Below are 6,928 nucleotides of genomic sequence, written 5' to 3' on the forward strand. Positions count from 1 at the left end.
AATGCAGCGGTGTCGCTGCCTTGTTTACGCTTTTTTTTGCGAAGGTTTACGCATCAATCCCTCGTTATGACGCCGCCATGCGTTTTCTTCTTTGCTGCCTTGCCCTGACCACCCTCGCCACTGCGGCTGACAAGCCGCTGAACATCCTCTTTCTCTTTGCCGATGACTGGGGCCGCTACGCAAGCATTTACGCAGAGCATGAGAAATTTCCTTCGCCCAACCAGGTGGTCAAAACACCGAACATCGACCGCATTGCCCGTGAAGGCGCACTGTTTCGCCGGGCCTATGTGAACGCCCCAAGCTGCACGCCCTGCCGGAGCTCCCTGCTCTCAGGCCGCTATTTCTTCAACTGCGGACGCGCCGCCATCCTGAACGGCGCGGTGTGGGACCCGGCGATCCCGAGCTACCCGCTGCTGCTCAAGGACCAGGGCTACCACATTGGCAAATCCTTCAAGGTCTGGAGTCCCGGCGAACCTGCGGACGCCCCCTACGGCGGCCAGCAGTTTGCGTATCAGAAGTCGGGGGGCCGCTGCAACCAGTTCTCGCAAAACGTGGACAAGCTCATGAAAGAGGGCGTGGCCGTGGAAGCAGCCAAGCAGCAGATCTATGACGAGGTGCGGGGCAATTTCGACAGCTTCCTGGCCGCCCGTCCCAAAGGCACCCCCTTCGCATTCTGGCATGGCCCCACCAATGTGCATCGCAAATGGGTCAAAGGCAGCGGACAGGCGCAGTGGGGCATCAATCCGGACGAGCTGAAGGGCAAGCTGCCCAAGCACCTGCCCGATGTGCCTGAATTCCGCGAAGATTTCGGCAGCTACCTGGGTGAGATCCAGGCCTTCGATGCCCAGGTGGGCGTGATCCTCAAGCGGCTGGAAGAGGCGGGCGAGTACGACAACACGGTCATTGTTATCAGCGGCGACCATGGCGCCCCCGGCTTCCCCGGCGGCAAGTGCAACCTCTATGACTTTGGCGTGAATGTGACCCTCGCGATCCGCTGGCCGGGTCAGCCCGGCGGACGCTACATCGAGGACTTCGTGAATCTCATGGATCTCGCGCCCACGTTCATGGAGATCGGCGGTGCCAAGATCCCTGAAGGGGTGAATGGCAAAAGCCTCGTGAGTTTGATGAAGTCCGGCAAATCCGGCCTGATCGAAAAGGAACGCGACTACGTCATCACCGGGCGTGAGAGGCATGTGAGCATCGCGCGCGAAGGCAACCTGCCCTACCCCCAGCGTGCACTGCGCAAGGACGGCTTCCTTTACATCCACAACTTCAAGCCTGAACGCATGCCCATGGGCGACTACAAATCGCTGACCGACAGCTTTACCCCCTCACAGGACGCGCTGGAAAATGACACCTATGCCGCCTTTCCTGACATGGATTCCTCTCCCGCCAAGGCCTGGCTCATCGAGCATCGCAAGGACTCGCAATACCAGTGGTACTTTGACTACGCCTTTGCCAAGCGCCCCGAAGAGGAGCTGTACGACCTGAACAAAGACCCCGACTCCACGATCAACGTGGCCAAGGAAGCTGCCTATGCGGACGTGAAGGCAAAGATGGCGGCCGAGCTGCAGGAGAAACTCAAGGCCGTGGGAGATCCGCGCGTGACGATGGATCCCGTACCGTTTGAGAATCCGCCATTCACTTTGGATACCAAGTCGAATAAACCCGGCAAGGGCAAGAAGGGCAAAGGCAAGGCGAAGGCGGAGTGAGTGGAGCCCCCCGTTTTCCTCGTTTTCCGTTTCCATCGTAGAGGACACAAAAATGGAAACGAAGGTGCTGTGCTGCCAAAGTTGACACGCGAGCACCCAGCCCCCCCCCAAGGGCGTTCGCCCTCCTTCCACGTGAGGCGCCATCACCCCTCCCCAGCCTGTTGCTCCTCCCAGAACTTCCTCAGATCGCGCAGTTGTTTTTTGTCCGGCTTCGCCACCATTTCATGCGCGCGGGGCTGGATGAGTTCGCGCTCGCGGCGCAGTTCGCTGGCGCGCTGGATCCATTCCAGAGGGGTGAGGTTTTCGCAAAACTCTGCCACCCTTGGCGGCCCGAGGCGCTGGGGTGAAAAGGCGATGACGCGGAGGCGCAGACGCAAGTCTCCGCGCACCACTTCGAGAACGTCGGTGGGCTTGAGATCGCGTGAGGCTTTCACCGGCTGGCCATCGATGGTCACATTGCCACGGGCACAGGCCTGCGTGGCCAGAGTGCGCGTCTTGAACACGCGCACGTGATGCAGCCATTTGTCCGCACGCTGGCTCATGCCGCAGTCTGGTAGGTGCGTGCGCCAAAAATGGCGCTGCCGACGCGGACGATGGTCGCGCCTTCCTCGATGGCGATGTCGAAATCATGGCTCATGCCCATGCTGAGACGTGGGAGCAGTGCGCCGCCGCGTTGTTGGAGTTCATCCCGCAAGGTACGCAACTGCACAAAATAGGGACGGCTTTTTTCCGCATCGTCATCGAAGGGGGGAATGCACATGAGGCCCTGAATTTCGAGGCGCTTGAGCGCATAGAGAGCTTCGAGGCTGGCGCGGAGCTGCTCGGCGCTGAAGCCGTGCTTGCTGCTCTCGGCGGCCAGATTGACCTCAAGGTAAACCTGGGGGAAGAGGCCGAGCTCTGCGGCGATGCGGTCCACATCCCGTGCGAGATCGAGCGAGCCGATGCTGTGGATGGCCTTCACATGCGGGAGGACTTTGCGCACCTTGTTGGACTGGAGATGGCCGATGAGATGCCAGTGCAGGCTTGCGGGAAGCTGCGGGGCTTTGGCGAGGATTTCCTGCACCTTGTTTTCACCAAAGAGAAGCTGGCCGGCATCCACGGCTTCGCGAATGGCCTCCACGGGGAAGGTTTTGGAAACGGCGAGCAGTTCAACCGAGGCGGGATCGCGCCCGCAGCGCTGCGCGGAGGCGGTGATGCGGTCACGGATGGCTTGCAGGCGGTCGGAGAGGGCGTTCATAACTTGGCAAAGAGAAACGGAAGATGGGCAGGCCGCGCAACGTATTTTCGCGCTCCACCTATTCATTCCACATGCAATCACGCCGCCATTTCATCCGCCAGTCCGCCGCCACGCTGTTCGCCGCCCCCTGGGTCACCACCGGCTTGCGGGCCGCTTCTCCGAACGGCAAGCTGCGCCATGCGGCCTTCGGCGCCTCGGGCATGAGCATGGCGGACATGAGCGCGATGTCCAACCATCCCATGTGGGAACTGACCGCAGTGTGCGATGTGGACACCCGCAACTTTGCCAAGGCCCAGGAAAAATGGCCCAACATAAGGGTGTATCAAGACTGGCGCGAACTCCTCGAAAAAGAGACCGACAAGATCGACAGCGTGAACGTCTCCACGCCTGACCACATGCACGGCAGCATCGGCCTGGCCGCCATCGCCAAGGGCAAGCACATCTATGGCCAGAAGCCCCTGGCGCACAATCTGTGGGAGTGCCGCCAGATGGTGGAGCGCGCACGCGAAAAAGGCGTGATGTCGCAGATGGGCATCCAGATTTCCTCGGCGTTCACGGAACGCCATGCAGTGGCGCTGATTCAAATGGGAGCCATCGGCAAGGTGAAGGAAGCCCACACCTTCTCCAACAAGAAGTGGGGCGACCTCGAAGTGCGCCCGATGAAGAGCGATCCGATCCCTGAGGGCTTCGACTGGGACAAGTGGCTCGGTGTGGCAAGCGAACGCAGCTACATCAAGGGCTACGATCATCCCAGCAACTGGCGCAAACGCCGCGACTTCGGCACCGGCACGCTCGGAGACATGGGCTGCCACATGTTCAGCGGCTGGTTCCGCTCGCTGGATCTCGCCGCTCCGATCTCCGTGAAGTCCAGCGGCCCTGTGCCCAACAAGGACAACTGGGCCATCAATGCCGTGGTGGAATACACATTCAAAGGCACGAAGTACACCGCTGGCGACACCGTGAAGGTCACCTGGACCGATGGCGATGCGCGTCCACCGGCGGAAGTCATGGCCTTGGTGGGGGATGTGGCCAAATTCCCCGGCCAGGGCACCATTTACCTGGGCACCGAAGGCGTGCTGCTCTCCCCGCACGGCTCCACGCCGCTGCTGTATCCACGCGAGAAGTTTGCCAAATTCGGCGCCTATCCCAAGCTGGAGCCCCGTGACCACTGGGCAGACTTCATCGACTGCTGCCTGAAGGGCGACAAGAAGCCTTCCGCGAATTTCGATTACGCCGGGCCGCTGACGGAAGCGGTTCTTCTCGGCTGCCTTGCGAGCGCTTTCCCGAATGAAAACCTCATCTGGGATGCGCCTGCGCTTAAGATTCCAAACAGCGCTGCTGCGGACAAGATGGTGCGCCGCGACTACCGCAAAGGCTGGGAGATCGTGTAACGCCGATCACGGTCTGCGTTCGCGCAGGCCTCACAGCGCCTCGTTTCCATTTTTGTCTCCTCTAGGATGGAAACGGTAAACGAGGAAAGCAGGCGTGACGCAGTGCTCCGGCCGTAGGTTGGGTGTGTTTGGCGTCGAGGGTATGCCATGCCCCATCGCCACCTCCGCCAAACCACCCGACTACGAGGACGTCCGTACGCCACACTGTTTGCCGTACGCTTGTGGACGGCCGAGCTTGCGCCACAGCCATCCTACGGGGCACTGCACCCTCGTTTCCATTTTTAAGCCTCTAGGAGTGGAAACAGGAAATGAAAGGCCTGCGCCCGGTCTTGCCCATGAACGTTGCAGCGGCGGACCATCACTGCCGCGTTCCTCCACTACTCATCATCGTCGTCATCATCACGGCGCGGGCCATTCACGGAGCGCTTCTTCTTCACGGCGGAGATGTTGCGGTGAACCCAGACGCTCTGGACCATTCCCATGAGGAAGAGACAGACGATCACAAAGGTACCCCCGTGGCTGATGAAGGGCATGGGCAGCCCGATGACGGGCAGCATGACGAGATTCATCCCGGCATTTTGGAAAGTGTGTACAAAGAACATGGCCACCACGCCCACGACAATGAGCCGCCCGAGCTGGTCTCGTGAGAAAAAGGCCACAAACACACATTGCAGCAACAAAAGCAACATGCCAGACAATAGGAGAACAGCTCCGCGAAAACCAAACTCTTCGGCCACCACGGAAAAAATGAAATCGCTTATCGTCTCATGTGGCAAAAATGTACGATGGATGGACGCTTGATCGGGCACTTTCTTGGACTCAGGCCCCTTCCCCTCCAAACCGGCAGTTGATACACCAATCAGCAAATATTTGGCCACCCATGCCTCGTTTTGCAGATCTACTTTATCCATCTGGTTGGTCATCATGTACCAAGTGGAGCTGATGCGTGCCTGCTGGTAGGGCTTGAGTGCAAAGACGTACACCAAAGGCACCACACTAACAACACCGAGCAGCATGGTGATCATATAGCGAAACGGGATGCTGCCGACGAGCATCATCGACAGGAACACGGGCCCCCAGACGAGACCGGAGCCCAAGTCTTCCTTGATGACCATCACCGCCGGAATCCCGGCGACCATTCCGGCAATCAGAATGCGTAGCCATGGGCGTCTGAAAACTGGCAGCAATCGAGGGAGTTCGCCAAAGACCACGCCCAGCACCAGGATGCCGGACATGATGGCAAACTGGGAAGGCTGCACAGACTGACCTCCAATGATAAGCCAGGCCTTGTTACCGCCGCGCTCCACGCCAAACAGAAGAACAGCTATCAGGCCGCCAATACCCGCCAGATAAAGCGGCCAGCAAGCCCAGCGCACCCATTTGTAATCAATCAATGAGGCACCGAAAAAAACCGGCACGCCGATCATGATCGCTCGAAGCTGATCTTTCCACTTGAGGGCAAATTCAGTCGATTCTTTGAAGGCCGACGCGTTGTAGATGGCATACACTCCAAAAGCACAAAGAGCGGCCACATTGAGAACAAGCAGCCAGTTCATGCCGATGAACTTTTTGAAAAGAGGAGTCATTGAAACAGAAGAGAAAGTTTTTAAATGAAGGGCGCGCTCCGAGCACGGCTATATGAGCACGGGCACGGCTTCGAGCAGCTTCTGGGTGTAGTCATGGCGCGGGTTCTCGCAGATCTCGTCCGCATCCCCCTGCTCCACGATTTTGCCGTGATGCATGACGACGATGTGATCGCTCATGTGGCGGACGACCGCGAGATCGTGCGCGATGAAGAGCAGCGTGAGATCAAGCTCCGCCTGGATGTCCTTGAGGAGATTGAGAATCTGCGCCTGCACGCTGACATCGAGGGCGCTGACGGGCTCGTCACAGATGAGGAAGCGCGGCTTCACGGCCAGGGCGCGTGCGATGCCGATGCGCTGGCGCTGACCGCCGCTGAATTCATGCGGGTAACGCTGCAGCGCATCTTCAGGCAGCCCGACTTTTTTGAGCAGCCCGGCGGAGACCTCGCGACGCTGATCCCGGGAGAGATCCTTGAAATGAATCTGCAGCGGTTCGCCGAGAATGGACTCGACCGTCATGCGCGGATTCAGCGAGCCGATGGGGTCCTGAAACACCATCTGCATCTCTTTGCGCAAGGGGCGGAATTCGTTCTCCGTCATCGGCAGCACTTCCATGCCGCGATAGTTCACGCTGCCGGAAGTGACCGGCGTCAGCTTGAGCAGGGCACGTGCCACGGTGGACTTGCCGCTGCCGCTCTCACCCACCAGACCAACGGTGCTGCCTTCCTCCACCTCGAAGCTGACCTTGTCCACGGCCTTGATGACATCCGAGGTACGGCCAAACCAGCCCCCGCGCACGGGGAAGTGAATTTTGAGGTCTTGAACGCGGAGCAGCTGCATGGTGGAAAGCGCGATTTTAGCACAGCTGGGAAAACGCGCTAAAGTTTCATTGCGTGAAAGCTTGAAAGTGTCAGCATCCCTTCCCTGATGAACGAACGCTATGAACTGCTGGCTCCCATCGCCGAAGGTGGATTGGGGGCTGTTTTCAGAGCACGGGACACCCAG

At 59.4% G+C, this 6,928-nt stretch carries 6 protein-coding genes; 2 read left to right on the plus strand and 4 right to left on the minus strand.

The window, feature by feature from the left end; genetic code table 11:
* The first annotated feature begins 77 nt into the window (after positions 1–77).
* Entirely contained in the window at positions 78–1,712 is a 1,635-nt protein-coding gene (locus ACILSL_RS23175; RefSeq protein ID WP_395734445.1) for a sulfatase, read from the plus strand.
* 143 nt (positions 1,713–1,855) lie between these two features.
* Here ACILSL_RS23175 and ACILSL_RS23180 read toward each other — a convergent pair whose 3' ends face one another.
* Both ACILSL_RS23180 and ACILSL_RS23185 read right to left on the minus strand, forming a co-directional pair.
* On the minus strand, positions 1,856–2,254 hold the full coding sequence (locus ACILSL_RS23180) for an RNA-binding S4 domain-containing protein (RefSeq protein ID WP_395734446.1): 399 nt from the start codon (positions 2,252–2,254) through the stop codon (positions 1,856–1,858).
* Complete coding sequence (locus ACILSL_RS23185; protein ID WP_395734447.1) at positions 2,251–2,949, minus strand: YggS family pyridoxal phosphate-dependent enzyme; 699 nt, start codon at positions 2,947–2,949, stop codon at positions 2,251–2,253. Before ACILSL_RS23185 ends, ACILSL_RS23180 begins: the two co-directional genes overlap by 4 nt.
* A gap of 71 nt (positions 2,950–3,020) precedes the next feature.
* Here ACILSL_RS23185 and ACILSL_RS23190 point away from each other — a divergent pair, with 71 nt between their 5' ends.
* Positions 3,021–4,340 (plus strand): Gfo/Idh/MocA family protein, encoded by a 1,320-nt coding sequence (locus tag ACILSL_RS23190; RefSeq protein WP_395734448.1) that lies wholly within the window; start codon positions 3,021–3,023, stop codon positions 4,338–4,340.
* Between the two features lie 377 nt (positions 4,341–4,717).
* Here the strand turns inward: ACILSL_RS23190 and ACILSL_RS23195 are convergent, their stop codons facing one another.
* The gene (locus ACILSL_RS23195) at positions 4,718–5,926 is read right to left on the minus strand and encodes an FtsW/RodA/SpoVE family cell cycle protein (protein ID WP_395734449.1); all 1,209 of its coding nucleotides are present in this window, start codon (positions 5,924–5,926) and stop codon (positions 4,718–4,720) included.
* Positions 5,927–5,974: 48 nt separating this feature from the next.
* Positions 5,975–6,763 carry an ABC transporter ATP-binding protein gene (locus tag ACILSL_RS23200; protein ID WP_395734450.1) on the minus strand — a complete coding sequence of 263 codons (789 nt, stop codon included), beginning with the start codon at positions 6,761–6,763 and terminating at the stop codon, positions 5,975–5,977.
* Between the last annotated feature and the right edge of the window lie 165 nt (positions 6,764–6,928).

This window comes from Prosthecobacter sp. (genome assembly GCF_044222345.1).
Taxonomy (GTDB): Bacteria; Verrucomicrobiota; Verrucomicrobiia; order Verrucomicrobiales; family Verrucomicrobiaceae; genus Prosthecobacter.

Excerpts from the sequence above, each read along its gene's own strand:
- ACILSL_RS23175 (WP_395734445.1), top strand. The coding sequence starts at position 78 with ATGCGTTTTCTTCTTTGCTGCCTTGCCCTGACCACCCTCGCCACTGCG.
- ACILSL_RS23180 (WP_395734446.1), bottom strand. The coding sequence starts at position 2,254 with ATGAGCCAGCGTGCGGACAAATGGCTGCATCACGTGCGCGTGTTCAAG.
- ACILSL_RS23185 (WP_395734447.1), bottom strand. The coding sequence starts at position 2,949 with ATGAACGCCCTCTCCGACCGCCTGCAAGCCATCCGTGACCGCATCACC.
- ACILSL_RS23190 (WP_395734448.1), top strand. The coding sequence starts at position 3,021 with ATGCAATCACGCCGCCATTTCATCCGCCAGTCCGCCGCCACGCTGTTC.
- ACILSL_RS23195 (WP_395734449.1), bottom strand. The coding sequence starts at position 5,926 with ATGACTCCTCTTTTCAAAAAGTTCATCGGCATGAACTGGCTGCTTGTT.
- ACILSL_RS23200 (WP_395734450.1), bottom strand. The coding sequence starts at position 6,763 with ATGCAGCTGCTCCGCGTTCAAGACCTCAAAATTCACTTCCCCGTGCGC.